This window comes from Stenotrophomonas sp. YJH_SMC_135 (assembly GCF_059372355.1).
In genome coordinates this window covers 1141243-1168095 of record NZ_JCAFVN010000001.1, presented here as the reverse complement: position 1 = coordinate 1168095, position 26853 = coordinate 1141243, and the positions used below count along the sequence as shown (strand labels likewise).

Here is a 26853-nt window from a genome sequence, read left to right as displayed (position 1 = left end):
CGCGACACAGACATGTCCGTCACAACATCGTGCCTGCGCGACCAAAGTGCTAGCCGGCGACGCGTCGCATCACCGCTTCCAATGGGCCCCGCGCGAACCGCCAGGACCACAGCCACGCTGCGCCCGTGGCCAGCATCAGGAACAACAATGCCCACAGCAGCACCGACGCGAGCGACGCGCTGCCATCAAGCAGGCCCAGGCCTTCCAGCGTGCCCATGCCCAGCAGGATATGGCCGACGTACAGGGTCAGGGTCATGCGCCCGGCCGCGGTGAACGGTTCCAGCCAGTCACCCGGTCGTACACGCGTCAGCCACAGGCAGGCGGCAATGACACTGCAGGCCGCGCCCGCGCCTGTGAGTACGTAGGCCGGTCCCGGTGGCATCGGCTGCGTTCCCAGCCACGCCTGCCAGGGCGTTCCCTGCGCAAGCTGCTGCACGCCATGTCCAGCCACGATCAGCATCAGGCCCAGCACCAGCAGCGCGCGCTGGACCCGCGGTTGCGACAGTTGCAGCCGCGCCAGCAGCATGCCCAGCAGGAAGAAGCACAGCCACGGCAGCAGCGGATGGAACCCGTTGAACAGCAGGTTGCGGGCCGCGCCCGGCCATTGCCACAGACCGGCGTATTCCAGCGTCTGCCAGTTCCATCCCTGGCTGTAGTCCCAGTGCAGCAACGCCCAGAACGAACAGGCCGCGATCCCCACGATGCTGGCCAGCAACACCCGCGGCGAGGCCCGCAGCCACAGCACGGCCAGCGCGAAATACACCGCGTAGTAATGCAGGATATCGGCCGGGAACAGCGTCAGGTTGAGCAGGCCCAGCACCAGCAGGAACAGTGCGCGCCGCCAGGTCTGCACACTGGCCGGCCACCAACCCTGCCGATGCGTGCCCAGTACCAGGCCCAACCCGGCCAGCGTAACGAACGTCGCCGAAGCCTTGCCTTCCAGAAAGTGGAAGACGCCTGCCAACCATCCGGCGCCCTCTGCCGGCACGGCCATCGCCAGGCGGAAGTTGACCAGCACCATGCCGGCCAAGGCCAGGTAACGCGCCAGATCAACGCCGTGCAGTCGCCGGTCGACGGCGCTCATGCGCGTGCGCCCAGCAGCAGCGCAAGCAGGCCGAGATCCAGCGATGCCTCATCGGTGCCCCCGGCTTCGCCCAGCCCTCGGCGCAGGGCATCGCTTTCGATGGCATCCAGCAGCACCTGTGCCTGCAGTGCCGGGGCCAGCACGGGGCGCCGACGTTCGCGCCGTGCCACCTGCTGCAGGGCTTCGGCCAGCGTCGCCTGCAATTGCCTGCGATTGGCCGCAAATGCCTCGGCCACGGCCGGATTGCGTGCGCTCTCGGCCAGCACTTCGACGGCGAGCGTTGCCCACTCCGGTTGCTGGCACAGTGCGTGGAAGTCCTGAAGGAAAACCAGCACCCGTGCGCGCTCGCCATCGGACGCGGCCAGTCGCTGCAGCAACGGTGCCAGTTCCTCGCCTTCGGCCACGGCCACCGCAAGGATGATCGCCTCCTTGCCCGGGAAGTGGTTGTAGAGATTGCCGAGGCTGACGCCGGCCGCCTGCGCGATGTCACGCATGCTGGTCTGGTGGAAGCCCTTGACGAGGAAACACTGCAGGGCGGCCTGCAGGATCTGCGCGATGCGTTGCTCGTTGCGGTCAGTCCGGTTCATGCCACAAATAGTGAACGAACGTTCGTCCATTTTTAAGGGCGCGCGGATCCGCTAGCAGGGCACCGTTCAGCCCTGCCCTACGCTGCCCTGTGCGGTTTCAGAAGAACTCGTCGAGAAGACGGTAGAACGCCAGCCGCCGTTCGTCGGGCACAACGCCATAGCGCCGGAACAGCGGCGCGACCCAGCGCGTGTCGCCGAAGTTGTGGACCAGGCTGCGCGCGGCGAGCGCCAGATCCTGGTAGCGATCGGCCACACCCAGCCGGCCACAGTCGATGAAGCCGCTGAAACGGCCTTCGGCTGCCAGCAGGTTCGGCAGGCAGGCGTCGCCGTGGCTGACCACCAGATCCTCGTGATTGGGCCGGGTAGCGCGCAGTTCGGCGAACACCTGCTGTGCGCTCTGCCCCAGGCGCTCGTCATCGAAGTCATCGGCGTCGACCAGGCCCGCCTCGACCCGTGCCTGCGCGGCCTGCAGGCGCGAGGCCAGCCGCTGGTCGAACGGACAGGCCGCCACCGGTATGGCATGCAGGCCCCGCAGCGCATCGGCCAGCAGTTCCACCAGGCGCTGGGGCGGAAGCTCAGGCGACGAGGCCAGGTCGCGGCCGGGCAGCGCGCTCATCAGCAACCAGCGCCGGCCCGCTTCTTCGGCGGTGGCAATTACCGTTGGTGCCGGCTGGCCCTGCGCCTGCAGCCAGCGCAGGCGCGCGATCTCATCGCCCAGCTCACTGAAGGCATCGATCACTTCCGATTTCAGGAACGCATCAGCCTGTCCCGGGCGATGCACACGGGCGACGTCTGCGCGCGATACGCCGATCGACTGCCGCTCGATGCGCGCATCGGCCAATGTTTCCCGCCACGCCCACGGCAGCGGCATGCCGTCAGTGAAGGGATCGGGTGCTTCCATGCGGGGATGTTCCTGTTGCCGGTGACCCACGGATTCTCGCTCATCCTGCACGGACCCCGGCCAACAGCAGCGCGGAAAGGTACATGCCTGCGCCGAACACGCTGTGTGCCACCAGGCTGCGCAGCCGCGCCTTGCCAGGCGCCGGGGTCTTCGAAGCGGCAATGCCGGCGCCCATGCCCGGCTGCAGGATGAAGAACGGCGCGGCAACGCTGAGAATGCCGAAGGCCAGCGCCGGCCGCAGGGTCGGTGCCCGCACCCAACCGTTCCCGACCACGGCCAGCAACAACGCGGCGAAGACCACACCGATCACGTAATGCGCGGTCCACCCCAGCGCGCGTTCGCCGGCCACCGGCGGCGAACGACCAATGCCCTCATGGCGGAAGCGCCCACGCCGCAGGTGGCCGAGCCAGCGGCCGACCATCGCAAAATCCAGCGACGGAATGCCGAGCAGCCTGCGCTGCAGCAACGCCCACAGATCCATCAGCGCGGTCGCGCCCACGCCGATCACTACCGCATCGATCACCAATGTCGTCGCCCAGCCACTCATTCCGCTTACCTTCAATTATTTGCTTGAATGATGGAGCGACGCTAGCGTGCCCGGCATGAACGCTGCAACCGAGCTGCCGCCGTCCGCGCTGGAAGCGCTGGCCGAGATCGCCCGCACCCTGGGCCACCCGCACCGCCTGGCCCTGCTGGAGCACATCGCCCAAGGCGAGCGTGCGGTCGAGCGCCTGGCCGAACTGAGCGGCCTGTCGGTGGCCAATACCTCCCAGCACCTGCAGCAGCTGCGTCGTGCCGGCCTGGTGCAGACCCGCCGTGACGGCAAGCGCATCCTCTACCGAAGCGCTGACGGCCCACTGGCCAACCTGCTGGCCGCGCTGCGCGACTATGCCGACCACCAGCGCAGCGAAATGCAGGGCGTCCTCACCGACAGCCTGCAGCGCCGCGATGCACTGGAAGGGCTGACCGTCGAGCAGCTGCTGGAGCAACGCGACAGCGTGGTACTGCTGGACGTGCGGCCGCGCGAGGAATTCGATCTGGGCCACCTGCCCGGCGCGCTGAACATTCCCGCTACGGAACTGCACGCGCGGATGGACGAACTGCCGCGCGCCGTCCACATTGTCGCGTACTGCCGCGGGCCCTACTGCGTGCTGTCCAACGATGCAGTGATGATGCTGCGCGAAGCCGGCCTCAGCGCGCAGCGACTGGCCGCCGGCTATCCCGAATGGAAGGCCGCAGGCCTGCAGGTTGAACTGCCCCGACACTGAGCGAACCGTTTGTCATGGATGATGCGATTTCCCCGTTGATCGATGCTGCCTGGCAGCGCGTGTTCGCCGGCCAGCGCACGTTGCAGCAGGGGCCGCAGCTGCACCTGGCGTGCAGCGATGATGTCGATGAGGGTGAGGACGGCATGCTGTTACAGCCGGTCGCGGGCCCCGCCCGAGCGCTGTTGCGTCCTGCCCTGGCCGCTCGCCTGCAACTGCGTGCGCAACCGCACTGGACACTGGCGCAGCTGCAACAGCGCTTGCAGCAGCTCGGCCAGCATACGCACGGCGCGGATCGTGTCTTCTACTTCCCCACCGCAACACTCGCCGCCCTCGCCGAACACCCTGCCCCACCACATATCCGCCGCCTCGGCGCGACCGACGCGGCAGCGTTCAACGCGTTCCAGGCCACCGCCAGCGAGGACGATCTCGATGCCGCATGGGTCGAGCTGGATCACTGGCAGGTGTTCGGTGCCTTCGACGGCGAGTGCCTGGTCGCTGCGGGAAGCATGTACCCCTGGAGCCTGGATCCAGCCTTCGCCGATATGGGCGTACTGACCCTGCCCGAGGCCCGCGGTCGCGGTCACGCGCGACAGCTGGTACACGCCATGGCCGTGTCCGCGCGGGCGTCCGGGCTGCAGCCGCAATACCGTTGCCAGCTCGACAACACCGCCTCGATCATCACCGCCGGACGCAGCGGCCTGCGCGCGTTCGCCGATTGGGACACCATTCTGGCGGCCGACTGAGGCCGCCGCAGCACAACAAGGAAGCCACATGAAATTGATGGTCATCGGCGCCAGCAGGGGCCTCGGTCGAGCGTTCGTCGAAGGCCTGTGCAGTGCGGGCGACACCGTCATCGGCGTTTCGCGCAGCCGCCCGCACGACCTCGAATGCCCCGAGGGCGTCACCCTGCAGTGGATCGAAGCGGATCTGTCCCAGCCCACCCTTGCTGCCAATCACATCGCAGCGCAGGCGCCGGCCGATCTGGATGTGCTCATCCACAACCTGGGCATCTGGGAAGAGACGGCCTTCAGCGACGAGTACGCCTTCCTCGACGAAAGCGATGCCGCGCTTGCCCAGCTCGTCGACGTCAACATCACCGCCACCCTGGTGCTGCTGCGGCGCCTGCTGCCGAGGGTACTGGGCGCAGCACGCCCACAGCTGGTGCTGACCGGCTCGACCTCGGCGCTGCCGCGCAGCGGCCGCCCGGAAGTGGCGTTCGGCGCATCCAAGTTCGCGCTCAACGGCATCGCCGATGCGCTGCGCGAAGGTTTCCGGGATCGGCGCCTGGCGGTAACCAGCCTGCAGCTGGGCTACCTCAACACCGACGATGCACTGTCAGTGCCGGTAGCGGACGCCGCAGCGCGCGGCGACGGCGCACTGGTGCCGGTCCATGATGTCGTGGCGATGGTACGCGCCCTGCTGCAGCTGTCACCGTCCTCCTTCGTGCGCGAACTGGTGCTGCCCGCCATCGCCGACCCGCGCTACTGACCGCAGGGACCTTGGCCTGGCCCTTGGTGGCCGCACAGGCGCCTGTGGTTTACCCTGCTCGTCACTGGCCGTCGGTCACAGGCGGGAACCTGCTATGGATGCGCTTTCACGGGTCTCGGCCCAGGTCCTGGACAGCGCCCTGCCCAGCCTGCCGCTGTACCTGCTGCAGGCCACGGCGGTGATCGGCATGATCGGCGTGCTGCTGATCGCCACCCGTCGCGCCGGGCACGCCATTGAAGGACGGCGCCTGTATGTCGGCGTAGCGCTGGGCCTGATCTACCTGTTCAATTCCTGGTTCGTGGCCCGTTACACCCAGGGAGTGGTCAAGCTGCACCTCGGCTTCGACATCCTGCTGGTCAGTGGCCTGCTCGGTGGCTGGCGCGGCGGCTTGGCCTGCCTGGCCGCCGCCCTGCTCGCCCGCTACCAGTTCGTCGGCACCCAGTTCTTCCTGCCTGCCAGCCTCGAGGCCGTGTTGCAGATGGTGGCCGGCGTCTGGCTGCGCAGGCGCCTGCACCCGCGCATGCTCAACGAACTCTCGCCACGCATGATCCTGCAGGCGTGGTCCGTGCGGATCGGGATGACCGCTCTGGGCCTGGCGCTGGGTGTGGCGATCATTGGGGCCGATCAACTACCGGTGGCCGAACTGGCGATCCAGCGTGTGCTGGCACTGCCGGTCTCGCTGCTGGTACTCGGCGCAGTGTTCGCGCTGGTCTACAACGATGCCCAGATCGATGCGCAGCGCCAGCGCGAACAGGCGTGGCTGCGCATCGATCCGATCAGCGGCCTGCCCAACATGCGTGCGCTCGGTGAACGCCTGCAGCGGTACTGGCGCGACAACGACGGCATCGGCAAGGCCTGCCTGATCGTGGCCGAGATGGGCAACCTGCGCGATCTGCGCCTGCGCTACGGGCCATTGCAGGACAACGGCCTGTGGCAGCGCGATACACCGGCCGACGTCCACCGGTTGCTGCCATCGCTGGCGGTGGACGACGTGGAGGTCTACCAGTTCGGTGATGCCGCGCTGGCGATCCTGGTGCGCGGCATGACCTTGTCCGAACTGCGCATACAACCGCAGATCACCGAGCTGGCCAGCAACCTGGCCGATCGGGTCGGCCGCGATTGGCCTGGCTTCCGGCCACTGTTCCGTTGTGCGGTGGTTGAATTGAAGCCCCCCGTTGATGCCGACGAAGGACATCTTCCGTTCCGCGCGATCACCGTGGCACTGAGCGCGATCGAATCCGGCGTCGTGTTCTTCGACGACCCGATCCAGCGCGACGGCGAGATCGACGCCCTGATCGAAGTCGCCCTCGAACGCTGGCTGCAGCAGGGCGACGCACCGCTGTGCTACCAGCCCAAGCATCGCCTGCAGGACCGCCAGCTGGTGGGCGCCGAAGCGCTGCTGCGCATGCGCGATGGCGAAGGCCGGCCGATCGCACCGATGCGGGTGATCTCGCTGCTGCGCCGGCAGGGCCGGCTGGCAGACCTGGAATGGGCCACGCTGCAGTCGGCGGTGCACTTCCTGCAGCACTGTCGGCAGGACGGCGCGGCGCTGACCATCGCAGTCAATGTGTCAGCCGAATCCCTGCGCCTGCCCGACTTCGGCCTGCGCCTGCAGGAACTGCTGCAGCTGCACGACATCCCCGGCGCGATGCTGCGGCTGGAAATCGTCGAATGGACCGAAATCGTCGAGCGTGACCTGGTCGATGCCAACATCGCACAGCTGCTGGCGGCCGGAGTCACCCTGTCGCTGGATGATTTCGGCGCGGGCTATTCGACCCTGATCCTGCTCTCGCAGCTGGCCATCGCCGAGGTCAAGATCGAGCAGGCGCTGATCGCCACGCTGTCCGACGCCAAGTCGCAGTCGATCGTGCGCTTCATCGTCGAAGTCGCGCACCGCTGCGGTGCCATCGTGGTGGCCGAAGGTACCGAAACCCTGGCGCAGGAACAGCAACTGCGTGCACTGGGCGTGGATGTCGGCCAGGGCTATCTGTACTCGGCGGCGCTGCCGGCCGACGAGTTCCGCCGCTTCGCCGCCAGCTAGACCGCGTAGAAACCCAGGAACATCGCCACCGCCGATTCGGCCACGCGTGCACGTTCCTGCGCGGTCAACGGTGGCTGCCCCATCGTCACCTGCGGCCAGAACGCGAAGCTCTTCACCAGGCCATGCAGCTGGTGGCCGGCGAATTCCGGATCAACCTCTCGCAACCGGCCATCGGCGATCGCTGCGCGGATCCACGCACTCTCGCCACTTTCCTTCTCGCCCATGCGGCAGACGATGGCCTGCGCCCGCTCCGGTGAGTGGATGACCTCGGCCATCGCCACCCGTGCCAGGTCGATGAAGTTGGCATCGCTGAGCAGTTCCAGCTTCTGGCCCAGCAACTGCAGCAGCTGCGCCTGCAACGGCTGGTCGGCGCGATACGGCAGTGCATCGCTGGCCACGCTGCGTTCCCACAGCTCCTCCAGGATCATCGAAAACAGCGCTTCCTTGCTCGGGAAGTGGTTGTAGACGGTGCGCTTGGAGACCCCGGCCACCTCGGCGATGCGGTCCATGCTGGTCGCCTCGTAGCCCGATGCACGGAACTCCTCCACCGCCGCGCGCACGATGGCCTCGCGTTTGCGGTCGGTCAGGCGTTGTGGGGCACGGGGCATGGCAGGAACCGGATAGCTGAACGGACGGCACCATTTTACACCCAGGAGTGTACTTTTGAAAAATGCGAAACTACACTGTGCAGTGTACCCAGCGGACGTCACCCATGAAGCGCCTGCTCCTTGTCCTCCTGCTTGGAATCCTCGCCGTGACCGCCTACACCTTCTGCAAGTCCTGGTCCCTCCCCGACTTCCCCGATTCGCCGCAGTACCGCGACGGCAAGTTCCGCAATGCCCTGCCCCGTCCGGCGATGGGCCTGCGCGACGGTGCGGAGATCTGGTGGACGTTCCTGTTCAACAAGCCCAAGGGCACCGTGCCCGCCCACCCGATTCCGGTGAAGCCGCTGGACCGCGCCTCCCTGGATGCTGCGCCGGATCGCAGCCTGTTCCGGCTTGGGCACTCCACGATCCTGCTGAAGCTGCGTGGCCAGTACTGGCTGACCGACCCGGTGTTCTCAGAGCGCGCCTCACCGGTGCAGTGGATGGGGCCGGCGCGCTTCCACGCACCGCCGATCAGCATCGACGAACTGCCGCCCATCGCCGGCGTGATCCTCTCGCACAACCACTACGACCATCTCGACCATGCCGCGGTAATGCAGCTGGCCGGCAAGACCGCGCGCTTCATCGCACCGCTCGGCGTCGGCGACCAGCTGATTGCATGGGGTGTGGATGCCAACAAGGTGGAACAGCTGGACTGGTGGCAGTCGACTGAAGCCAGTGGCCTGCGCTTGACCGCGACCCCGGGCCAGCACTTCTCCGGCCGCGGGCTGGGTGACAGCGACCGCAGCCTGTGGGCGTCATGGGTGATCCAGGACGGCGACTTCCGCATCTTCTTCAGCGGCGACACCGGCTACTTCGATGGCTTCAAGGCCATCGGCGAGAAGTACGGACCGTTCGACCTGACCATGATCGAGACCGGCGCCTACGATCCGCGCTGGGCGTTCGTGCACATGCAGCCGGAACAGACCCTGCAGGCGCACCTGGACCTGCGCGGCAAGTGGCTGCTGCCGATCCACAACGGCACCTTCGATCTGGCCCTGCACGCATGGCAGCAGCCGTTCGAGCGCATCACGGCATTGGCGGCCGCAAAGAATGTGCCGGTGGCCACGCCGATGATGGGCGAAGCACTGGACATGCAGGCGCCGCAGGCGGGTACGCGATGGTGGGAGACGGTGGAGCTTTAACGGGCGATGCCGTTTGACCTGCCGGAAGCCATGTAGAGCCGAGCCATGCTCGGCTGCGTCAACCACAGAAGCGGCCTGCGGCGCTGCAGTGCGTCATGTAACCGATTACATCCCTTGCTAGCGTAGCGCTCGCCCGATTCCGGTCGAACCTGCGAGGCAGTCCGTAATGACGTTGCGCGCCGAACGCTCCAAGGTCTCCCGCTCAGCTATCCCATGGCGATCTGCCGCCGCCCTGCTGTTGGCCGCCTTGGCCTCCAGCGCACAGGCACAGACCCTCCCCCCGCGCAGCCAATGGCAGGCCAGCAGTTCCTCGCAGCAGGTACCGGCGATGGCGATCGGCCACCTGATCGACGGCGACCCGAAGACCGTCACCGGCGGCGCCTTCAGTCCGGGCCACTGGTTCCAGATCGATCTGGGCGCGGCCACCCTGCTGGCCGGTGCGCGCCTTACCTGGGATGTCTCCAACCCGGAAGGCTATTCGCTGCAGACCTCGCTGGACGGCACGCAGTGGCAGACCGCGTACACGATGGCCGATTCGCTGGGCGACGTGGAAACGCTGTACTTCGCGCCGCGGAAGGCACGCTACCTGCGGCTGGCCAGCCCGCAGCGCACCTCCGATTGGGGCGTGTCGATCTTCGAGATGGAGCCACTGGACAGCACGCTCAGCGCACGCATCAGCGGTGTGGATGCAACGCAGGCGGCGGCGCTCTGGCAAGGCGGCGGCACCGTCGCGATGCCGGCCGGGGCAAATGGATCCCATACGTTCGAGATCACGCTGCCGCGGGCCCAATCAACGGCTGGCCTGGTCGTCGACTGGGCCGATGGCGCGCGCGGCGCCGCGCGACTGCAGGTGCAGGATGCACAGGGCCGTTGGCAGGACCTCGCACACGATGCACAAGCGGCCAATCATCGACAAAGCTGGCTGGCCGCCACTGCAGCACAACCGTTACATACATTCCGCCTGAGCGTGGACGGCGCTGCACCGCAGATCGCGCGCCTGCGCCTGCTCGGCCCGAAAGCCGTGATGACGCCGATGAAGCGCTACCAGATCGCTGCCAGCGGCGCGCAGCGCGCGTTGTTCCCGGCGTCGTTGCAGATGCAGCAGACCTATTGGACCGCAGTGGGCGTGCATGCGGGCCGGCAGAAGTCGATCTTCGACGAATACGGCAATCTGGAAGCCTTCAAGGGCGCGCCACTGGTGCAGCCGATCTGGCGAAGTGCTGACGGCCGCGCCGCTGGCGCGGCAGGACAGCCGATACAGCACGCGCTGCGGGATGGCTGGAAGCCGATGCCCTCCGCTACGTGGTCACCGCAGCCCGGGCTGGAGTTGCGCAGCGAGGTATTCGCCATCGAGCGCAACGGCCAGCCGGTAACGTTCCTGCGTCATCGCCTGCACAACACCGGAAAAACCCGGATCGACGGCACGCTCAGCCTGGTCGTGCGCCCGATGCAGATGAACCCGCCATGGCAGAACGGTGGGCTGTCGCCGATCCGCGATGTGGCCATCGACAGGCAATCCGTGCGCATCAATGGCCGCACGCTGCTGCAGTCGCTCACGCCAGTGGCTGCGTCCGGCGCGGCGCCGTTCGGCAGGGATGGCGCCACGGAAATCACCGCGGACATCGCTGCCGGCCAACTGCCTTCCGCGCAACAGGCGCATGATGACCAGGGTCTTGCCTCGGCTGCGTTGGACTACCGCGTCTCGTTGGCGCCGGGAACCAGCGATGCCATCGTGGTCGCGTTCCCGTTGGGCACCGCCGTCGCGGATGCCAATGGCGTGCTGCCCGAAGCGCCTGCGTTGGATCTGGCCACGCTTCCCCGCGATGCCAATGCGGCGTTCGATTCACTGGCCACGCAGGCGTCCGCGGACTGGCAGGCACGGCTGGGCCAGGTCGGCCTGCGCCTGCCCGATCCATCACTGGTGGACATGCTGCGCGCGCAGGCCGCCTACATGCTGATCAACCAGACCGGCCCGGCGATGCAGCCCGGCCCGCGCAACTACAACCGCTCCTTCATCCGCGACGGCATGGCCACATCGGCCGTGCTGCTGCGCATGGGCGAGGCCAAGGTCGCGCGCGACTACCTGGCCTGGTACAGCGAACACGGCGTACATGCCAACGGCCTGGTCTCGCCGATCCTCAATGACGATGGCAGCGTCAACACCGGCTTCGGTTCGGACATCGAGTACGACAGCCAGGGCCAGTACGTGGCGCTGGTCGCCGACGTTGCACGGCTGGATGGCGGACCCGAGTCGGTGCGTGACTACCTGCCGAAGGTGAAGGCCGCGCTGCACTTCCTGCAGGAACTGCGCGAGCGCACGCTGGTGCCCGGATACAAGGCTGACCAGCCTGCCCCGGAACGCTTTGCGGGCATCCTTGCACCATCGATCAGCCATGAGGGCTATCCATCACCCACCCACAGCTACTGGGATGACTATTGGGGCCTGAAGGGGTGGCACGACGGCGCGTGGCTGGCCGAGGCACTGGGCGACCACGAAACCGCCCGTTGGGCGCGCGAGCAGTACAAAGCGCTGTACGACGCATTGCGTGCCTCGATCCGCGCAACGATGGCGTGGAAGGGCATCGACTTCATTCCGTCATCGGCCGATCTTGGCGATGGTGACCCCACGGGCGTGTCGATCGCCCTGGACCCGACCGGCGCGCAGAGCGTGTTGCCGGCAGATGCGTTGCGGACCACCTTCGCCCGCTACCTGGAAGACGTGCGCAAGCGCAGCCAGCCCGGTGCGCTGTATGCCTACACGCCGTACGAGATCCGCAACGTGCTGAGCTATGTGCACCTGGGCCAGCCAGACGTGGCTGACGAGCTGCTGCAGGGCCTGCTTCATGACCGGCGCCCGCTTGAATGGCAGGTGCTGGCCGAAGTAGTGCATTCACGGCTGCGCTTCCCGCGCTACCTCGGCGACATGCCGCATACCTGGATCGGCGCCGAATACGGCCGCACCCTGTTCGGCATGCTGATGCGCGAAGACGATGATGCGCTCTCGCTGCTGCCGGGCACACCGCCCTCGTGGGTGGCGGGGAATGGATTGGCGGTGGAACGCCTGCCGACGGCGTATGGCACATTGCAGATGCAGGCGCGGCAGCGCGACGGGGTGCTGACGGTGGCGCTGGGCAAAGGGCTGCGCGGCGGAACGGCGGTGAAGGTCTGGTGGCCGGCGCGCACGATGCCGAAGACGGTGCGTGTGGACGGACGCAGCATTTCCGACTTCGACGCCGAGGGCGTGCGCCTGGCGAAACCGTTCAAAACGCTGGAGGCGCATTGGTAAAGCAGCCGAGCATGGCTCGGCTCTACAAAAGCGGAGGTCGCGCCGGGCCACGCCCGGTGTCATTGCAACGTCGGCAATCCCGGCGGGTTGGTCTGCGACTGCGGCACGGCTTCCTCGGCCACGTTCCACCGTTTCAGCGCCTGCGCGTAGGTGCCACTGGCGATCTGGGTGTTCAGCGCCTGCGTCACCGCGTCGGCCAGGCCGCTGCCCTTGCGCGTGGTCACCGAGATTGCCGCGGCGTTCGGCCAGCCACCGGGGAACAGGCCCACGCGCCGCACCTTACCGTCGCGTGCCGAATAGGCGCCGGTGGCGTTGGGTTCGAACGACACATCCGCGCGGCCGGTGATCACCGCCAACCGGCCGACCACGGCGTCATCGAAGTACTGGTACTCCACTGGTTTCAATCCCGCCGCGATGTTCTGCTGGTCCCACTGCCGCAGGATCTGGTCCTGGTTGGTGCTGGCACCCACCACCACCTTCAGCCCAGCCACATCGGCCGGCTTCTCGATCTTCTGGATCGGCCCGTCTGCGCGCGTGTAGATGCCCAGCAGGTCGAAACGGTAGCTGGAGAAATCGAACTTCTTCTTGCGCTCTTCGGTAACCGTCACGTTGGACAGCACCGCATCGTACTTGCCTGATTCCAGACCCAGCGGCCAGTCGGCCCAGGCCACCGGCACGATCACCAGCTTCAGGCCCAGCGCATCGGCGATCAGGCGCGCGATGTCGGGCTCGATGCCCACAACGTCCTTGCTGTCGGCCCCGTAGTCGGCCAGCGGCAGCTGCCCTGGATGGGTGGCCACGGTGAACGACCCGGGCGTGACGAAGCGATACCCCGTGGGGATCAATGACTGCGCCTTTGGATCGAACGTGCCTTTCAACACCACCGTGTTCGCACCGGCCAGGCTGGTCGCGGCCACGGTGCCGGCATCCGGTGCCTGCCGCACGCGCGAATAGACGATGCCGGTGATGCCGATGACCAGCACGCCCACGATCAACAGGGTGCTGCGCGAGGGACGACGCGGTGCTGCAGGGCTCATGGTGTTCCTTTCTCGGTTACAGGGTCTTGGCCAGGAAATCGGCGGTGCGCTGCTGGCGCGGGCGTTCGAACAGCACCTCGGGCGTGCCCTGCTCGATCACCCGGCCCTGGTCCATCATCACCACGTGATCGGCTACGCGGCGGGCGAAGCTCAGCTCATGGGTGACGATCACCAGCGTGGTGCCGGAGCGGGCCAGCTCCTCGATCACGCTCAGCACCTCGGCTACCAGCTCCGGGTCCAGCGCCGAGGTCGGTTCATCGAACAACAGCACCTTCGGCTGCAGGGCCAGCGCGCGGGCAATCGCGATGCGCTGCTGCTGGCCACCGGACAGCTGGCGCGGGAAGGCATCGGCCTTGTCGGCCAGGCCGACCCGTTCCAGCAGCGTGCGCGCCTGCTGCTCGGCCTGCGCGCGCGGCACGCCACGCACCGCGATCGGTGCCTCGATGATGTTCTCCAGCGCGGTCAGGTGCGGGAAGAGGTTGAAGCCCTGGAAAACCATGCCCACTTCTGCACGGCGGCGTCGGATCTCGCGCTCGGGCAGCTCGTACAGGGTGTCGCCCTCGCGGCGGTAGCCGATCAGCTGGCCGCCGACAGTCACGTAACCGCCGTCGGCGCGTTCCAGGTGGTTGATCAGCCGCAGCAGCGTGGACTTGCCGGCGCCCGAAGGGCCGATCAGCACGGTCACGCTGCCGGCGCGCAGGTCCAGGTTCACGTCTTCCAGCACCGGCTGGTCGCCAAACACCTTGCCTACGCCATGCAGCGACACCGCCGCGCCCTCGCCCGCTTCAACCTGGGGGGCGATACGCGGGCGGCTTGCTACGCGCGGTGCGGCTTCGCTCTGCACACGCGGGGGCGATGACACCCGCGACACCGAGCGCTCGCGCTGCAGCTGGCCGCGCGCGAAGCGTTGCTCCACGCGCCGCTGCAACAGCGACAGCACGGTAAGGATGACCAGGTACCAGACCGTGGCCACCATCAGCAGCGGCACCACTTCCAGATTGCGGCGGTAGATCACCTGCACGGTGTAGAACAGCTCCGGCAGCGCCAGTACGTAGACCACCGAGGTGCTCTTGGCCAGGCCGATCACATCGTTGAACGCGGCCGGCAGGATCGAACGCATCGCCTGCGGCAGGATGATGCGGCGCACCTGGCGGCCACGCGGCAGGCCAAGTGCCGCTGCCGCCTCGTACTGGCCATGGTCGACCGAGAGGATGCCACCACGGATCACTTCGGCCGAGAACGCGGCCTGATTCAAGGTGAGGCCCAGCACTGCGGCGGTGAACACGCCGATCAGCTGCGTGGTCGGGTACGAGAACAGGCTGATGCCGGTGAACGGCACGCCCAGTTCGATGGTGCTGTACAGGTAGCCCAGGTTGTTCAGCAGCAGCAACAGCACCAGCAGCGGGATCGAACGGAACAGCCATACATAGCCCCACGACACCGCCGACAGCAGCGGCGAGCCGGACACGCGGGCCAGCGCCAGCAAGGTACCCAGCGCGAAGCCGAGGCCGGTACCGAGCGCGGTCAGCAGCAGCGTGCGACCCAGGCCTTCCAGTACAGGCCGTGCGAAGAACCACTCGGCGAACGTGCCCCAGCCCCAGCGCGGATTGCCCAGCACGGATTGCAGCCCGATCAGAATCAGCGCCAGTGCCAGCACCGTGCCGAAGACCTGCAGCGGATGCCGGGCCGGCACGATCTTCAGCGCCGGTGCTGGCGCGGGGGGTGCGGCAATGCCATCCAGCGCAGTCGAAGGCGTGCTCATGCGTGGGCTCCGTGCAACACGGTCTGCGACGGCGAAAGCACTGGCGCCGGCGCACGTAGATGCTTCTCGAACGGCAGATGCGCGATGGTTTCCGGGTCGGCCTGCAGGTCGAACAGCGCGGTATAGCCGTGGCTGAGGTACAGGCCGACGGCTTCAGGCTGGCGGAAGCCGGTGGTCAGGAACACCCGCCGGTACCCTTGCCGCGCCGCCTGGTCTTCCAGTTCCTGAAGCACGCGACGCGCGATGCCCTGCCGGCGCAGCCCGGGCAGCGTCCAGATGCGTTTGAATTCGGCGGTGTCCGGATCGCGGTGCGGCATGAAGGCGCCGCCGGAGATCGCCACACCATCGCGCAGCAGCAGCACGAACGCGCCTACCGGCGCCGCGAAGGCCTGCGCCGGATAGCGTTGCAGCTCCTCGCGGGCGCTGCCGCCGATGCGTCGGCGCACGTCGGCGTAACGGCTGTCGTACTCCTGCTCCAGGCCATCGAACAGCGGCCGCGCCAATGGATCATCCACCGAGGTATAGAGGAAGCGTTCGTTGCTGCTCATGCCACGTCCTTCACCAGATAGTCTTCGGCCAGTCGCGCCCATAGGCTGGCGGCCGGTGCGATGGCCGCGTCGTTGAACACGTAGCGCGGGCTGTGCAACGGCGCGCTGTCGCCGTTGCCGACGAACACGAAACTCCCGGGCCGCGCCTGCAACAGGAAAGCGAAGTCCCCGCTGGCGGTGCGCGGCGCGAACTCCGGCACCACCTGTTCGTGGCCGAAGCCCTGTATGGCCACGTCGCGGATGTAGGCGGTCTGCTGCGGGTGGTTGATCACGCTGGGGAAGCCACGCGGGAACTCGATTTCGGCGCGTGCCCCGAAAGCGGCAGCGGTCTGCTCGGCAATTCCGGTCACCCGGCGGCGCAGCGTGTCGCGCACCTCGGGCAGGTAGGCGCGCACGGTCAGCTTCAGCTCGACCACGTCCGGAATCACATTGGCGGCCTGCCCACCATGGATCGAACCGACGGTGACCACGCCCATCTGCCGCGGGTCGACATTGCGCGACACCACACTCTGCAATGCAGTGATGATGTGCGCGGCGACCAGGATCGGGTCCACGCTGCCCTGCGGCTCGGCACCGTGGCCGCCCTTGCCGATCACCTTCAGCCGCGCCCAGTCGACCGACGCCATCGCCGGCCCGTCGACGAAGCCAAAGTGGCCCACCGGCACGCCCGGCCAGTTGTGCAGCCCATAGATCGCATCCACCGGGAAGCGCTCGAACAGGCCATCGGCGATCATCTTCGATGCACCCGAGCCGGTTTCCTCGGCTGGCTGGAACACCAGCTGCAAGGTGCCGTCGATAGTGCCGTGATGGGCCAGGTAGTGCGCGGCGGACAACAGGATGGCGGTGTGACCATCATGGCCGCAGGCATGCATCAGGCCGTCGGTCTGGCTGGCGTAGGCCAGCCCCGAGTCTTCGTGGATCGGCAAGGCATCGATGTCCGCACGCAGCCCCAGCCGACGGCCCCCCTGCCCACGCTGCAATGTGCCGACCACGCCGGTGCCGCCGAGACCGGTGGTCACCTCATAGCCCCACTGCTGCAGCAACTCGGCCACACGGGCGCTGGTGCGGTGCTCCTCGAAGGCCAGCTCCGGGTGGCGGTGCAGGTCACGGCGGATCGCGATGGTGGCCTCGGCGCGTGCCGCGATCTCGGGCAATACGCCCGTCGTTTGGGAATCCCGCCGGGCATGGCCCGGTGCTGCCGCAGTGTCTCCGCGCATTGCCCTACCCCGCCTTCCGCGCCGGCTCGGCATCGGTCGAATGGCGGCTGGCCTTGTACGGCAGGCCCAGATGCTCGCGCAGGGTCTGCCCTCCCAGCTCGCGCTGGTGGTAGCCGCGCGCCTGCAGGATCGGCAGCACCTGGGTCACGAAATCGTCCAGGCCTTCGCGCTGTGCCGCAAAACCGAGGATGAAGCCGTCGCTGGCACCGGCATCGAACCAGCGGATCAGCTCATCGGCCACGCGCTCCGGCGTACCGATGAAGTTCGGTCGTGGACTCACGGCTTCCAATGCCACCTGGCGCAGGCTCAGCCCCTTCTCCCGCGCATCCTGCTTGATGCGGTCGGTGGTGGAACGGAACGAGTTGCTGCCGATCTCACCCAGGTCCGGGAAGGGAGCATCCGGATCGTACTGGCTGAAATCGTGGTGGTCGAAGAAGCGTCCCAGGTAGGCCAGTGCATCCTCCAGCGTGGCCAGTGCGGCGATTGCCTGGTACTTGGCTTCAGCCTCCTCTGCGGTACGGCCAACGATGGGGCCGATGCCCGGGAAGATCTTCACGTCGTTGCCGCTGCGGCCATGAGCGATCGCCGAGTTCTTCACCTTCTGGGTGAACGCGCGGGTTTCTTCCAGCGACGGCGAATGGGTGAACACCGCATCGGCGTACTTGCCGGCCAGCGCGATGCCATCGTCGGACGAACCGGCCTGGAAGATCACCGGCTGGCCCTGTGGCGAACGCTGGATGTTGAGCGGGCCTTCCACCTGGAAGAAGCGGCCCTTGTGGTCGAGGCGGCGGAACTTTTCCGGCGCGAAGAACGTACCGCTGTCGCGCTCGCGCACGAAGGCATCGTCATCCCAGGAATCCCACAGCCCCTGCACCACCTCCAGGTACTCGTCGGCGATCTGGTAGCGCAGGGCATGCTCGGGGTGTGGCCGGCCATAATTGCGACCCGAGCCCTCCAACGGCGACGTCACCACGTTCCAGCCGGCGCGGCCGCCGCTGAGCAGATCCAGCGAGGCGAACTGGCGGGCGACGGTGAACGGATCGCTGTAGGACGTCGACAGCGTACCGGCCAGGCCGATCTTGTTCGTGGCCGTGGCCAACGCCGACAGCAGCGAGATCGGCTCGAAACGGTTGAGGAAATGCGGGATCGACTTCTCGTTGATATACAACCCGTCGGCCACGAAGCCGAAGGCGATGCCGTTGTCTTCGGCGGTGCGCGCGATGTCGATGTAGAACTGCAGGTTGACGCTGGCATCGGCCGGGTTGGACGGGTGCTTCCAGGCATGCATGTGGCTGCCGGGGCCCTGCAGCATGATGCCGAACGGAATGTGGCGCGGGGTCGTGCTCATGGGAAACGCTCCTGCAGGTCAGGCCACCGCCGCGCGCGGCGCGGGCGACAGCAGTTCAAGGGATGTCAGGCGTGCGTCGAGGTCGGCCACCGGCGCATCGAGGATGAACTCGCCCACGCCGAAGCGCCGGTGCAGCGCATCCAGTTCGTCACGCACATGCTGCGCATCACCGGACAGCACGCTGGGGCGCGTTTCCTCGATGCGGAAGTCGGCCACCCCCACCTGGCGCGCGTATTCGGCAGCTGCCTCGGCGCTGGGCAGGTTCACCGCCTGCCCGGGACCGAGGTGCAGCTTGTAGACGCGCAGCGCACCGATATGACGCGAAGCGGCTTCCGCAGTGGGTGCGGCGAAGGCCACCGTGGCCAGCAGCGGCGGCTGCGAGGCGACGCTGCGGTAGGCATCGAACGCGGCCTCGATGTGCTTCGGGTCACCATCGAAGTGGGCGGCGTAGACGAAGCGCCAGCCCAGTTCGGCCGCCTGCTTTGCGCTCTGTGGACTTGCGCCGAGCAGGAAACGCTCCGGCGCCTGCTGCGGAACCGGCCGCGCCAGCGCCTCGCTTTCGGCGCCGGCCAGATAGCCCTCCAGGTCGCGCAGTTGCTGGTCGAAGTCGGCAAACGGCGGACGCCCGGCTGCCAGCGCGGCAGTCGAGGCCGGCAGGCCGCCGGGGGCCTTGCCCACGCCCAGATCCACGCGCCCCGGCGCCAGCGCCGCCAGCAGGTTGAAGTTCTCCGCCACCTTGTACGGCGCGTAGTGGCGCAGCATCACCCCGCCACTGCCGATGCGGATGCGCCGGGTCTGCGCCAGCACCCAGGCCGCCAGCACTTCCGGTGCAGGGCTGGCCAACGTCGGTGCGGCATGGTGCTCGGCAAACCAGTAGCGGTGATAGCCCAGCTGTTCGGCGCGCTGCGCCAGCTGCAGGCTGTTGCGCAGCGCCTGCTCCGGCGAAGCGCCCTCGGCTACCGGGCTCTTGTCCAGCACGCTGATCTGATAGCTCACGGTCGCGTCCTCGCTCAGGGGTGGGCCACGGGAATGCCGAGCAATCCGTTCAGTGCGGCCAGGATCGGTTCGGCACCGGAGATGTACTGCCGGTCCCGGTGCGCGCCACTGGCCAGGTCGCTGCGCATGCCCTGCGGCAGCACCAGCTTGGGCAACGACTGGTCCTGCTCGCCGATCTCGGCGATCACCTCGCGGCGCGGCCGCGCGAAGCCGATGCGACGTACGTCCAGCTGCGCATCAAGGCCGTCGATGCTCGACAGTGCACCTTCCAGCAACAGGCTGTGCCGGCAGAAGAAGCGCTGGCCGGGAATCTGTCCGTCCTCGAACTCACGGTCGAGCAGGAACAGGATGGGTTTGCTTGCTGCGTCGAGCGTCACTGGGGGGTCCTCATCTGGGCCGGCAATGCGATGCCGCTTCGATATCGATGCTAGAGATGCCGGCGGCTGCGGCAGCGACGCCTGGCGACAATAGGCGGTCAGATCCGGCCATGCAGATGCGGCGTGGCCATAAGCAAAGCGCCGCCGGTTATGACGTCAGGCGATGCGTCGCAGCGGCGCCGCTACCGCCAGCGCCTGCGTCGCCAGGTGGCCGGCCGCACGCTCGGCTGCCAGCGCGATGCGTGCCTGCAAGGCAGCACTGTTGATGTGCTCGCCGTCGAAGTCGGCAGGCGTGGCATACACCCCGATCGGCAGCGTATGCGCCTGCAGGAAACTGAACAACGGCCGCAACTGGTGGTCGATCACCAGCGCATGGCGCTCGCTGCCACCGGTCGCTGCCAGCAGCACCGGCGTATCCACCAGCGCCTCCAGCCCGACGAAGTCGACCAGGTGCTTGAACAACCCGGGATACGAGCCGCGATAGACCGGCGCGGCCACCACCAGCAGCTCTGCGGCCTCGATGCTCTGCAGCGCCTGCTCCACCTCCGGCCCCGCCTCATCGCGCGACAACGACTGGCCCAGCGAGCGCGCGATCGGCGCCAGCTCCACCAGCTCCACGCTGGCATGCACGCGTTGCTGCAGCGACGCCAGCAGATGCCGCACCAGCAGCAACGTGCGCGATGTCGCCGAACTGGTCGGCGACCCCACCAATGCAACCACCTTCAATGCAGAAGACATGAACTGCTCCTCGATAATGCCGAACTACCTCCGGCCGCCCTTCGTCTTTTGTAGAGCCGAGCCATGCTCGGCTGCTTCCCGCCTTTGTAGAGCCGAGCCATGCTCGGCTGCCCCAGATCAGAACCGGTAACTGATCCGCCCATACCAATACGCCCCGACGTTGCCCAACACGTCGCCGTTGTCCCAGGTCGTCTCGATGCTCGCCACATCGGTGGCACTGCGCGCGTACCCGGGCACCTTGCGCGTGCGCTTGTCGAACACATTGTTGATCCCCAGCGCCGCGCTCCAGCCCGCCCCCAGCTCCACGCCGCCGGACAGGTTGGTCACCAGCACCGGCGGCTGCTTGTACTCCACGCCGTTGTTCAGGCGCTTGATCGGGCCGTAGTAGGTGAAATCGACGTTCGAGCGCCAGCGCCCGTTCTGCCAGCCCAGCCCGGCTACCTGGGTGTAGCTGGGCGTGCGGAAGCGCAGCGCGTATTCGCTGCTCTTGGTCAGCAGGTTGATGTTCGGCAGCCCCTGCAGTGCCGCCGGAATGTCGCTCACCTTCTGGATGGTGGTACGGCCGACGTTGGCCGCGTAGCTCCAGCGCAGCTTGCCCCACGCAGTGTCCTGGTTGGCTTCCAGGGTCAGCTCGACACCGCGCGTGCGGGTATTGCCTACATTGGTGAAGTAGCTGGCGTAGAACGCATCACCCGGCAGGATGCTGATGCCGGCGGAACCCAGCAGCGCATCGATGGTGTTCTTCTGCGCCGCGCTCAGCACCGTACCGCTGTTGTCGGTGATGCGCGCCGGATCCTGCGCGTTGTAGCCGATCTGGCTGGACTGGCCCAGCTGGCCACGGATGTCGATCTGGTACGCATCCACGGCCAGATGGAATGCAGGGCTCGGGTCCCAGGTCACGCCCAGGCTGTAGTTGGTGGCTTTCTCGGGCTTCAGCGGCGTAGCACCCAGCGCAACCGCCGCCGGTGAAGACACCTGCGCCACCAGCGTGGTCCCGCACGGGCAGCTGCCCGTGGCCTGGTAGAACTGTGCGCCCAGGCTGGGCGCATGGAAGCCGTTGCTGACCGTCGCGCGTACACCCAACGCGTCGGTGAAGTCGAAGCGCGTGGTCAGGCGGCCAGTGGAGACACTGCCGAAGTCGGAATGATCTTCCCAGCGCGCCGCTGCATCCAGATACCAGCGCGAGGTGATGTTGCTGGCCGCGCCCACATAGACCGCCTTGCTGTTGCGCGTCGCCTTCACCGCATCGGCGGTGGAGTAGCCCACGAACGCCGCGGCACCGAAGCCGGTGTACGACTCCCACTGCCCGGCCCCGCGTTTGTACTGTTCGTGCTGGTACTCGGCGCCTGCGCTCACTTCCAGCGGCGACGCAAAGGCGGCCACCTCGAAGCCACGGCGCAGGTCCAGGTTGGCGATCCCCTGCTGGTAGTCCAGCTTGCCGTCATAGAAGTCAGTGGGCGAACCGGGATACGGCAGCGAGTAGTTCACCGAATTGCGGGTATAGGTGCGCACCGTGCTGCGGTTGCCGGTCAGGCTGGCGTCGTAATCCCAGCCCGCGATCTGCCCCTTCACGCCCGCAGTGCCGGTGTACTGCTTTTCCTTGGTCTCCAGCACCGGCAGGAAGCCATCGGGAAACACGCTCAGCACGCCGGGTGCCTTGTAGGTGGTGAAGATGGTCGCCGGCAGGCGGAAGTTCTGGATCGCCTGCGCGGTGCGGTCACTGGCCGTGGCGTTGGCGTAGAACTGCGCGCTCTCGCCCAGGCCATGGCCTGCATTCACTGCGAAAGCCTTCAACGCGTACGACGGCGAACTGAGGATGGTGTTGGCCTCGGCATCGCGGTTGGCCTCGGCCGGGTTCGGCGATGCACCCGTCGGCAAGCGATTGTTCGGGCGCAGTGCGACCCGGTTGCCGTTGGCATCTACTGCCGGATAGCTCAGGTAGCCATCGATGTAGCGGCGGGTGCGGATCGCGTGGTGCTGCCGCGTGTTCTCGCCGGACAGGTTGACGAAGCCATCCTGGCCCCACGGCAGCCCGACATTGGCGCGTACGCTGGTACGCGAACCATCGCCATCGATGCTCTGCCCGCTCTCCACCGACACATCGCCACCGTGCGCCTGCGATTTCAGGATCACGTTGACCACGCCGGTGATCGCGTCCGAGCCATAGATGGCCGACGCACCATCGCGCAGCACCTCCACGTGGTCGATGGCCGAGACCGGAATCAACGCCAGGTCGGCCCAGGCGTGGCCCGGAAAGCCACCACCGTTTGCGCCACTCACGTAAGCGCTGGCATTGCGGCGCTTGCCGTTCACCAGCACCAGCGTGTAGCCCGGTGACAGGTTGCGCAGCTGGTAGCCACGGATCAGGCTCTCCTGGTCGCTCTGGTAGCCGCCGATCTGGCTCAGCGACGGCAGGCTGCGCTGCAGCGCTTCCAGCAGGTTGCCCTGCCCGGTGGCGGCGAGGTCCTCTGCAGAGATCACATCGATGGGCGTGGAACTGTTCTTCACCGTGCGCGTGCTGGTGCGTGAGCCGGTGACCACCACCGCATCCAGCGTGGACGCTGCCACGTTGGCCGTCGCGGCGGTGGCAGCAGGATCTGCGTCGGCTTCAGCCGCATGGCTGGGCGAGGTGGCAAGGATGGCTGTGATCAGAACAGCGAGAGTGCTCAGGACAGGGGCGTGGGCGGCAGGCATGGGGGCTCGTGGGGGTGGGCCGGAAACACGCTTCCATTCAAGGGCCTGTTCACCTGGTGCGACAGGCGGGATCGCGTCACCCAGCCGTAACATCCGGCCACCCACATGACCGCTGGTAATGACGTTAGGCGGCGCACACGCACGGGGTCCCCCCACGGAGTCGGATCCCTTTCCATAGGAAAGGGCTCTGACCCCACGCACGCCTCCCCACCACGGGGTCAGAGCCCTTCCTGCGGAAGGGATCCGACCCCGGTTCCCATATGCCCGCCCGGCATCACCTCATGCCCGCGCATCACGCAACGCCACGCACCGCCACCCGTAGCATCAGGCCATGCCCAGCCCACCCGCCGATCCCACCGCGCCGCTCGTTGCCATCGTCGCCTGCCACGGCCAGGGGCTGTTCGAATTCGGCTGCGCGGTCGGCCTGTTCGCGCCGGTGCGGCCGGAACTCGGCGTGGCCTGGTACCGCACCCAGCTGTGCGCGGGCGAGCCCGGCGCGCTGCGCATGCTCGGTAATGCGCAGGTGCAGCTGCCCTACGATCTCAGCACGGTCGATGACGCCGACATCATCGTCATCCCCGGTTGGCGCGAACCCAGCGAGCGCCCACCGCAGGCACTGCTCGATGCACTGATCCGTGCCCACGCACGTGGCGCGCGCATCGCCTCGATCTGCTCCGGTGCCTTCGTGCTGGCCTGGGCCGGGCTGCTCGATGGCCGCCAGGCCACCACCCACTGGCGCCTCACCGAAGCGCTGGCACGCGAGTTCCCACGCATCGATGTGCGCGAGGATGCGCTGTACGTGGATACCGGCAGCATCATCACTTCGGCCGGCTCGGCCACCGGCATGGACATGATGCTGCACATGGTGCGCAAGGATTACGGCGCGCGCGTGGCCAACCTGGTGGCCGAACGGCTGGTCCTGGCACCGTGGCGTGATGCCGGGCGCAGCCAGCGCGTCAGCCGCGCCATTCCCCACGGCGAGCCCACCCGCTTGGCAAAGCTGATGGAATGGATGCGCCGCAACCTGCGCGAGCCCCACTCGCTGGGCAGCCTCGCCGAGCAGGCCGCGCTCAGCCAACGCACGCTGCAGCGGCAGTTCCTGGACGCCACCGGCCTGTCGCCGATCGACTGGCTGATCCGCGAGCGCGTGGCTTTCGCGCGCGAGCTGCTGGAAACCACTGACCGGCCGCTGCAGTGGATTGCAGAACAGGCCGGCTTTGGTTCGCAGGAATCGTTCCGTCGGCACTTCCGCGGTCAGGTCGACGCGAGCCCTACCGAGTACCGCAGCCAGCATCGCGGCGGTCTCGGTGCCGACCGGTTGGTGGGCTGTTGATCCCGTGCGCGGAGCCAGGCGTGGCGTGAGCAAAGCCTCACGACGGTCCGGGCTTGCGTGCGTATAGTGACGTGCGTCACAAGAAGCCCCTTCCATGCTCCATGCATTTGCTTACTCCAGCCGCATGTCGGCTGGGCTGTCCAATCAAGCCCTCCACCAGATCGTCTCGCAATCTGCCACGTTCAATCGCCGGGTGGACGTTACCGGTGCGCTGATCGTCGACGGGCAGCGGTTTTTCCAGTACATCGAAGGCCCGCCCGACGCCCTGGAAGCAGTCAAGCGCCGCATCCATGACAGCCGCTCGCATGCTGCCGTCGTGCCGGTACTGGACATGGCCATCAGCGCGCGTGCCGTTCCGTACTGGGCAATGACCCACATCGAGACCGGGCAGATCGTGGTGTCCGGCCTGGTGAATGCGCGCTGGGACGAGTTCGGCCACTCCATTCCGGGCATGGACCAGCTCGTCCGCCTGCTGCGTCCGCATTTTCCACGCGTCGGCACCGTCGGCGCGCCACGCGCAGCCGCCTGATAGACACTGAACCATCGCCTTGCACGCGCACGCCGACGCGGCCGCGCGTTGCGTCCAGGCGTCATCATCCAGATCTCCTTTCCCATCGTCTTCGCCACGCCCATCGCATGCCCGTACCCGCCCACCCTGCAACGGAAACACGCGCATCGCCTGCCGACCTGTTCGAGATCGTCGTCGTGCGTGCAGGTACCGTCCTGTTCGCCATCGACATCCAGGCGGCGGTCGAAATCCGCGGTCCGGAGGCATTCGGCCCTGCAGACCGCAACGGCAGGCCGACCCTGGAGGTCCGTGGGCAACCGTTACCCGTCGTCGACCTGCGCCGCATGAGCGGCCAACCGGCATTCGAGGGTGGCAGCCCGGCCATGCTGTTGATCAACGCCGGCACCGCAACCCTGGCGCTGGCCGTGGACGAAGTGCTGGAGATCGAGACGCCGGACGCGAGCGCGAACACCCCCGAGCCTGCAGCGGGCCAATCGTTCTGCTTCTGCAGCCGGCACATTCAACTCGATCCGGCGCGCTCGGCTGCACTGATCGAACCGGCGGCACTACTGGGCGCACTTGCCGCGCAGGGGTGACCGGCGGCGTCTCAGGATCGTCCTGCCAAGGCACGGTTTCGCAGCCTCCAGCACTGCGCGGCAAAGCCGATCACGAACACCACCAGGCAGGCCAGCAGCGTGTGCAGCACCACCGGGGCCATCGGTGCCGCCGCAATCGGATGCGCTGCCGGCAGGCGGGTCAGCGTTTCGTTGACGCCGGGCACCAACGAGAGCAGGAAGCTGAACGACAGTGCGAAGGTCGACAGGTAACGCGCGGCGCGCCCCAGCCAGCGCAGCCGCGCGGCCAGCATGCCGCCGAATGCCACCAGCAGCACGATCACCCCGAATGCGTGGCCGGGGTTGATCCCGCCCGTGCTGGACACGGTGAACGAGGTGGCCACCGATAGCACCAGCCCAACCAGGTACAGCTTGCCCGCGCGCGTGGCGAGATCGATTGCGCGGTGGCGAATGAAGGCATACAGGCCACTCAACACCGGGATCAGGCTGACAGCGGTATGGATCACGCCAAGTGTGGACAGAGGGTGGGACATGGGACATCTCCAGGGACAGAATGAACCTACTAGTAGGTAGGCATTGAACTCAAAAAGAAGGCCCGCGTCGCCGCAGGCCCACCACACATCTCTCAGGACGCCGCGCTCACCCGCGCGATCGCGAACCGCGCCAGTGCCGCGAAGGTCGCCGCATCACCGAAACCGCGCGCGGCCAGCATCGCGCCGTGCACCGATGACATGAACGCCTTGGCCTCATCGGCCGCCGAGCCCTGCAACTGCAGTTGGCCCATCGAAACGCCCTTCTCCAGCGTCACTGCCAGCCAGCCGCTCAGGTCCTCGAAATGGCCGCGCACTTCCTCAGCGATCTCTGCCGGAATCATCGGCGCTTCGGCGGCCAGCATCGCGCAGATGCAGAACGAGGACGTACCCCCTGCAATGCAGCTGGACCAGTACTCCACATAGGCGTTGAGCTCCTGCAGCGGGTCGGCCAACTGCCGGTCCAGCAGCGCCAGGCCTTCGCGCGCTTCGGCCCGGTACAGCTCGACCACCGTGCGCACCAGATCCGCCTTGCTGGGGAAGTGGTGATGGATGCTGGCCTTGCTGATGTTCACCCGCGCCGACACGTCGGCGTAGCTGAAGCCGTTGTAGCCACCGGCTTCCAGCAGCGCACGGGCATGGGCCAGGATTTCCTGTGCCTTGGGCGAGAGCGACTCTTTCATGGCAATAAACCTACTAGTAGGTAGACGGCCTGTCAACCCCTCTCTGCTGCACCCGCCAGGCAT

Annotated in this window: 25 protein-coding genes; 9 read left to right on the top strand and 16 right to left on the bottom strand. The window is 67.2% G+C overall.

All coding sequences use genetic code 11. The features are described from left to right. Nucleotides 1-49 precede the first annotated feature (49 nt). From AC5P98_RS05870 to AC5P98_RS05855, 4 genes are all read right to left on the bottom strand, one after another. Entirely contained in the window at nucleotides 50-1084 is a 1035-nt protein-coding gene (locus AC5P98_RS05870; protein ID WP_046430305.1) for a DUF418 domain-containing protein, read from the bottom strand. Beyond that, on the bottom strand, nucleotides 1081-1671 hold the full coding sequence (locus tag AC5P98_RS05865) for a TetR/AcrR family transcriptional regulator (protein WP_032959994.1): 591 nt from the start codon (nucleotides 1669-1671) through the stop codon (nucleotides 1081-1083). Before AC5P98_RS05865 ends, AC5P98_RS05870 begins: the two co-directional genes overlap by 4 nt. A gap of 97 nt (nucleotides 1672-1768) precedes the next feature. Then, a complete protein-coding gene (locus AC5P98_RS05860) occupies nucleotides 1769-2572 on the bottom strand; it encodes an APH(3')-II family aminoglycoside O-phosphotransferase (RefSeq protein ID WP_014646913.1) in 804 nt (267 codons plus the stop codon). A gap of 40 nt (nucleotides 2573-2612) precedes the next feature. After that, nucleotides 2613-3119 carry a DUF2938 domain-containing protein gene (locus AC5P98_RS05855; protein WP_049406434.1) on the bottom strand — a complete coding sequence of 169 codons (507 nt, stop codon included), beginning with the start codon at nucleotides 3117-3119 and terminating at the stop codon, nucleotides 2613-2615. Nucleotides 3120-3174: 55 nt separating this feature from the next. Here AC5P98_RS05855 and AC5P98_RS05850 point away from each other — a divergent pair, with 55 nt between their 5' ends. From AC5P98_RS05850 to AC5P98_RS05835, 4 genes are all read left to right on the top strand, one after another. Continuing rightward, nucleotides 3175-3840 (top strand): ArsR/SmtB family transcription factor, encoded by a 666-nt coding sequence (locus AC5P98_RS05850; RefSeq protein ID WP_041863356.1) that lies wholly within the window; start codon nucleotides 3175-3177, stop codon nucleotides 3838-3840. A gap of 14 nt (nucleotides 3841-3854) precedes the next feature. Beyond that, a complete protein-coding gene (locus AC5P98_RS05845) occupies nucleotides 3855-4583 on the top strand; it encodes a GNAT family N-acetyltransferase (RefSeq protein WP_049406436.1) in 729 nt (242 codons plus the stop codon). A 28-nt stretch (nucleotides 4584-4611) separates the two neighbouring features. After that, the gene (locus AC5P98_RS05840; RefSeq protein ID WP_049406437.1) at nucleotides 4612-5328 is read left to right on the top strand and encodes an SDR family NAD(P)-dependent oxidoreductase; all 717 of its coding nucleotides are present in this window, start codon (nucleotides 4612-4614) and stop codon (nucleotides 5326-5328) included. Nucleotides 5329-5422: 94 nt separating this feature from the next. Further along, the gene (locus AC5P98_RS05835; protein WP_049406440.1) at nucleotides 5423-7369 is read left to right on the top strand and encodes an EAL domain-containing protein; all 1947 of its coding nucleotides are present in this window, start codon (nucleotides 5423-5425) and stop codon (nucleotides 7367-7369) included. Here the strand turns inward: AC5P98_RS05835 and AC5P98_RS05830 are convergent. Further along, entirely contained in the window at nucleotides 7366-7977 is a 612-nt protein-coding gene (locus tag AC5P98_RS05830; protein ID WP_014646907.1) for a TetR/AcrR family transcriptional regulator, read from the bottom strand. The two genes, AC5P98_RS05835 and AC5P98_RS05830, sit on opposite strands and share 4 nt — an antisense overlap. Before the next feature lie 104 nt (nucleotides 7978-8081). On the opposite strand from AC5P98_RS05830, the gene AC5P98_RS05825 reads away from it, so the two are divergent. Further along, on the top strand, nucleotides 8082-9158 hold the full coding sequence (locus AC5P98_RS05825; RefSeq protein ID WP_049406444.1) for an MBL fold metallo-hydrolase: 1077 nt from the start codon (nucleotides 8082-8084) through the stop codon (nucleotides 9156-9158). 166 nt (nucleotides 9159-9324) lie between these two features. Beyond that, nucleotides 9325-12444, top strand: a complete 3120-nt coding sequence (locus tag AC5P98_RS05820; RefSeq protein WP_495229904.1) for a galactose-binding domain-containing protein — start codon at nucleotides 9325-9327, stop codon at nucleotides 12442-12444. A 59-nt stretch (nucleotides 12445-12503) separates the two neighbouring features. On the opposite strand, the gene AC5P98_RS05815 is transcribed toward AC5P98_RS05820, so the two are convergent. The 9 genes from AC5P98_RS05815 to AC5P98_RS05775 all read right to left on the bottom strand — a co-directional run bounded on the left by AC5P98_RS05815 (nucleotide 12504) and on the right by AC5P98_RS05775 (nucleotide 23161). Further along, nucleotides 12504-13481, bottom strand: a complete 978-nt coding sequence (locus AC5P98_RS05815) for an ABC transporter substrate-binding protein (RefSeq protein WP_049406449.1) — start codon at nucleotides 13479-13481, stop codon at nucleotides 12504-12506. Nucleotides 13482-13497: 16 nt separating this feature from the next. Next, nucleotides 13498-15243: an amino acid ABC transporter permease/ATP-binding protein gene (locus AC5P98_RS05810; protein WP_080354525.1), complete on the bottom strand. Its 1746-nt coding sequence runs from the start codon at nucleotides 15241-15243 to the stop codon at nucleotides 13498-13500. Continuing rightward, entirely contained in the window at nucleotides 15240-15791 is a 552-nt protein-coding gene (locus AC5P98_RS05805) for a GNAT family N-acetyltransferase (protein WP_014646902.1), read from the bottom strand. The genes AC5P98_RS05810 and AC5P98_RS05805 overlap by 4 nt, the downstream gene beginning before the upstream one ends. Continuing rightward, complete coding sequence (locus AC5P98_RS05800; RefSeq protein WP_495229903.1) at nucleotides 15788-17008, bottom strand: M20 aminoacylase family protein; 1221 nt, start codon at nucleotides 17006-17008, stop codon at nucleotides 15788-15790. The genes AC5P98_RS05805 and AC5P98_RS05800 overlap by 4 nt, the downstream gene beginning before the upstream one ends. 4 nt (nucleotides 17009-17012) lie before the next feature. Further along, nucleotides 17013-18356 (bottom strand): LLM class flavin-dependent oxidoreductase, encoded by a 1344-nt coding sequence (locus tag AC5P98_RS05795; RefSeq protein ID WP_049406455.1) that lies wholly within the window; start codon nucleotides 18354-18356, stop codon nucleotides 17013-17015. Between the two features lie 18 nt (nucleotides 18357-18374). Then, nucleotides 18375-19352, bottom strand: coding sequence for an MsnO8 family LLM class oxidoreductase (locus AC5P98_RS05790; protein ID WP_032960009.1), 978 nt, complete (start codon nucleotides 19350-19352; stop codon nucleotides 18375-18377). A gap of 14 nt (nucleotides 19353-19366) precedes the next feature. Continuing rightward, complete coding sequence (locus AC5P98_RS05785; protein WP_049406457.1) at nucleotides 19367-19729, bottom strand: DUF3088 family protein; 363 nt, start codon at nucleotides 19727-19729, stop codon at nucleotides 19367-19369. 156 nt (nucleotides 19730-19885) lie between these two features. Next, on the bottom strand, nucleotides 19886-20467 hold the full coding sequence (msuE, locus tag AC5P98_RS05780; protein ID WP_032960012.1) for an FMN reductase: 582 nt from the start codon (nucleotides 20465-20467) through the stop codon (nucleotides 19886-19888). Nucleotides 20468-20584: 117 nt separating this feature from the next. Continuing rightward, nucleotides 20585-23161: a TonB-dependent receptor plug domain-containing protein gene (locus AC5P98_RS05775; RefSeq protein ID WP_495229902.1), complete on the bottom strand. Its 2577-nt coding sequence runs from the start codon at nucleotides 23159-23161 to the stop codon at nucleotides 20585-20587. A gap of 331 nt (nucleotides 23162-23492) precedes the next feature. On the opposite strand from AC5P98_RS05775, the gene ftrA reads away from it, so the two are divergent. The 3 genes from ftrA to AC5P98_RS05760 all read left to right on the top strand — a co-directional run bounded on the left by ftrA (nucleotide 23493) and on the right by AC5P98_RS05760 (nucleotide 25598). Next, the gene (gene ftrA, locus AC5P98_RS05770; RefSeq protein ID WP_049406461.1) at nucleotides 23493-24494 is read left to right on the top strand and encodes a transcriptional regulator FtrA; all 1002 of its coding nucleotides are present in this window, start codon (nucleotides 23493-23495) and stop codon (nucleotides 24492-24494) included. A 94-nt stretch (nucleotides 24495-24588) separates the two neighbouring features. After that, nucleotides 24589-25023, top strand: coding sequence for a BLUF domain-containing protein (locus AC5P98_RS05765; protein ID WP_041863350.1), 435 nt, complete (start codon nucleotides 24589-24591; stop codon nucleotides 25021-25023). A 107-nt stretch (nucleotides 25024-25130) separates the two neighbouring features. Further along, nucleotides 25131-25598 carry a chemotaxis protein CheW gene (locus AC5P98_RS05760; protein ID WP_049406464.1) on the top strand — a complete coding sequence of 156 codons (468 nt, stop codon included), beginning with the start codon at nucleotides 25131-25133 and terminating at the stop codon, nucleotides 25596-25598. A gap of 11 nt (nucleotides 25599-25609) precedes the next feature. Here AC5P98_RS05760 and AC5P98_RS05755 read toward each other — a convergent pair whose 3' ends face one another. Continuing rightward, entirely contained in the window at nucleotides 25610-26110 is a 501-nt protein-coding gene (locus tag AC5P98_RS05755; protein ID WP_049406465.1) for a hypothetical protein, read from the bottom strand. Nucleotides 26111-26202: 92 nt separating this feature from the next. Beyond that, entirely contained in the window at nucleotides 26203-26790 is a 588-nt protein-coding gene (locus AC5P98_RS05750; RefSeq protein ID WP_049406467.1) for a TetR/AcrR family transcriptional regulator, read from the bottom strand. Nucleotides 26791-26853: the final 63 nt, after the last annotated feature.

Bases quoted from the DNA above. Each gene is read 5' to 3' on its own strand.
- AC5P98_RS05750 (WP_049406467.1), bottom strand. From the start codon at position 26,790: ATGAAAGAGTCGCTCTCGCCCAAGGCACAGGAAATCCTGGCCCATGCC.
- msuE (WP_032960012.1), bottom strand. From the start codon at position 20,467: ATGTCTTCTGCATTGAAGGTGGTTGCATTGGTGGGGTCGCCGACCAGT.
- AC5P98_RS05760 (WP_049406464.1), top strand. From the start codon at position 25,131: ATGCCCGTACCCGCCCACCCTGCAACGGAAACACGCGCATCGCCTGCC.
- AC5P98_RS05850 (WP_041863356.1), top strand. From the start codon at position 3,175: ATGAACGCTGCAACCGAGCTGCCGCCGTCCGCGCTGGAAGCGCTGGCC.
- AC5P98_RS05810 (WP_080354525.1), bottom strand. From the start codon at position 15,243: ATGAGCACGCCTTCGACTGCGCTGGATGGCATTGCCGCACCCCCCGCG.
- AC5P98_RS05775 (WP_495229902.1), bottom strand. From the start codon at position 23,161: ATGCCTGCCGCCCACGCCCCTGTCCTGAGCACTCTCGCTGTTCTGATC.
- AC5P98_RS05860 (WP_014646913.1), bottom strand. From the start codon at position 2,572: ATGGAAGCACCCGATCCCTTCACTGACGGCATGCCGCTGCCGTGGGCG.
- AC5P98_RS05755 (WP_049406465.1), bottom strand. From the start codon at position 26,110: ATGTCCCACCCTCTGTCCACACTTGGCGTGATCCATACCGCTGTCAGC.
- AC5P98_RS05865 (WP_032959994.1), bottom strand. From the start codon at position 1,671: ATGAACCGGACTGACCGCAACGAGCAACGCATCGCGCAGATCCTGCAG.
- AC5P98_RS05805 (WP_014646902.1), bottom strand. From the start codon at position 15,791: ATGAGCAGCAACGAACGCTTCCTCTATACCTCGGTGGATGATCCATTG.
- AC5P98_RS05800 (WP_495229903.1), bottom strand. From the start codon at position 17,008: ATGCGCGGAGACACTGCGGCAGCACCGGGCCATGCCCGGCGGGATTCC.
- AC5P98_RS05830 (WP_014646907.1), bottom strand. From the start codon at position 7,977: ATGCCCCGTGCCCCACAACGCCTGACCGACCGCAAACGCGAGGCCATC.
- AC5P98_RS05815 (WP_049406449.1), bottom strand. From the start codon at position 13,481: ATGAGCCCTGCAGCACCGCGTCGTCCCTCGCGCAGCACCCTGTTGATC.
- AC5P98_RS05795 (WP_049406455.1), bottom strand. From the start codon at position 18,356: ATGAGCACGACCCCGCGCCACATTCCGTTCGGCATCATGCTGCAGGGC.
- ftrA (WP_049406461.1), top strand. From the start codon at position 23,493: ATGCCCAGCCCACCCGCCGATCCCACCGCGCCGCTCGTTGCCATCGTC.
- AC5P98_RS05765 (WP_041863350.1), top strand. From the start codon at position 24,589: ATGCTCCATGCATTTGCTTACTCCAGCCGCATGTCGGCTGGGCTGTCC.
- AC5P98_RS05855 (WP_049406434.1), bottom strand. From the start codon at position 3,119: ATGAGTGGCTGGGCGACGACATTGGTGATCGATGCGGTAGTGATCGGC.
- AC5P98_RS05825 (WP_049406444.1), top strand. From the start codon at position 8,082: ATGAAGCGCCTGCTCCTTGTCCTCCTGCTTGGAATCCTCGCCGTGACC.
- AC5P98_RS05835 (WP_049406440.1), top strand. From the start codon at position 5,423: ATGGATGCGCTTTCACGGGTCTCGGCCCAGGTCCTGGACAGCGCCCTG.
- AC5P98_RS05820 (WP_495229904.1), top strand. From the start codon at position 9,325: ATGACGTTGCGCGCCGAACGCTCCAAGGTCTCCCGCTCAGCTATCCCA.
- AC5P98_RS05840 (WP_049406437.1), top strand. From the start codon at position 4,612: ATGAAATTGATGGTCATCGGCGCCAGCAGGGGCCTCGGTCGAGCGTTC.
- AC5P98_RS05870 (WP_046430305.1), bottom strand. From the start codon at position 1,084: ATGAGCGCCGTCGACCGGCGACTGCACGGCGTTGATCTGGCGCGTTAC.
- AC5P98_RS05845 (WP_049406436.1), top strand. From the start codon at position 3,855: ATGGATGATGCGATTTCCCCGTTGATCGATGCTGCCTGGCAGCGCGTG.